This is a genomic window from Escherichia sp. R1 (assembly GCF_003000935.1).
In the GTDB taxonomy this organism is placed as follows: Bacteria; Pseudomonadota; Gammaproteobacteria; order Enterobacterales; family Enterobacteriaceae; genus Escherichia; species Escherichia coli.
This window is the reverse complement of sequence record NZ_PSRU01000069.1, coordinates 1-1,443: the sequence shown is the minus strand read 5'-3', so window position 1 is coordinate 1,443 and position 1,443 is coordinate 1. Positions and strand designations below refer to the sequence as shown.

1 protein-coding gene is annotated in these 1,443 nt (G+C 57.9%); it reads right to left on the bottom strand.

The window, feature by feature from the left end; all coding sequences use genetic code 11:
* Positions 1-1,443, bottom strand: a 1,443-nt coding sequence (locus C4F37_RS27050; protein WP_368665733.1) for a beta strand repeat-containing protein, incomplete at both ends; no start/stop codon positions are given.

The window sequence follows — 1,443 nt, the reverse complement described above, 5'->3', positions numbered from 1 at the left end:
CAACGGTGGTGTTGCCGTTATTGTTCACGGTGGCTTCGTCGCCGTTAACCTGCGTGCCGGTGCCGCCGTTGCTGATGGCATTGTCACCGTCGTTGTTCACGACCGCCTTGTCGCCGTCTATCTGAATGCCAATCGAATCCGCATCCGCGACGGTCATACCGCCTTTGTTATCCACCGTTGCGCTGTCGCCGGTGATATCAATACCGTGACCGCCGCCGCTCACATCCAGCTCGCCGTCCTGATTCACCACCGAGTTATTACCCGCGATTTCAGTTCCGGTCGAACCCTGACCATCAACGGTGGTATTGCCGCTGTTGTTGGCCGTCGCATCATCACCCGTAATGCGGGTTCCGGTGCCGCCATCAAGGATCGTGCTGTCGCCGTCGTTGTTGACGATAGCTTTGTCACCGTTTATCTCGGTGCCGGTGGAATCCTTGCCGTCAACGGTGGTGTTGCCGTTATTGTTTACGGTGGCTTCATCACCGTTAACCTGCGTGCCGGTGCCGCCGTTGCTGATGGCGTTGTCACCGTCGTTATTGACAACCGCCTTGTCGCCGTCGATCTGAATACCGATAGAGTCCGCATCCGCAACGGTCATGCCGCCTTTGTTGTCCACCGTTGCGCTGTCGCCGGTGATATCAATTCCGTGACCGCCACCGCTCACATCCAGCTCGCCGTCCTGATTCACCACCGCGTTATTACCCGCGATTTCAGTTCCGGTCGAACCCTGACCGTCTACGGTGGTATTGCCACTGTTGTTGGCCGTCGCATCATCACCCGTAATACGGGTTCCGGTGCCGCCATCAAGGATCGTGCTGTCACCGTCGTTGTTGACGATAGCTTTGTCACCGTTTATCTCGGTGCCCGTGGAATCCTTGCCGTCAACGGTGGTGTTGCCGTTATTGTTCACGGTGGCTTCGTCGCCATTAACCTGCGTGCCGGTGCCGCCGTTGCTGATGGCACTGTCACCGTCGTTGTTCACGACCGCCTTGTCGCCGTCTATCTGAATGCCAATCGAATCCGCATCCGCAACGGTCATGCCGCCTTTGTTGTCCACCGTTGCGCTGTCACCGGTGATATCAATCCCGTGACCGCCACCGCTCACATCCAGCTCGCCGTCCTGGTTCACCACCGCGTTATTACCCGCGATTTCAGTTCCGGTCGAACCCTGACCGTCTACGGTGGTATTGCCACTGTTGTTGGCCGTCGCATCATCACCCGTAATACGGGTTCCGGTGCCGCCATCAAGGATCGTGCTGTCACCGTCGTTGTTGACGATAGCTTTGTCACCGTTTATCTCGGTGCCCGTGGAATCCTTGCCGTCAACGGTGGTGTTGCCGTTATTGTTCACGGTGGCTTCGTCGCCGTTAACCTGCGTGCCGGTGCCGCCGTTGCTGATGGCATTGTCACCGTCGTTGTTCACGACCGCCTTGTCGCCGTCTA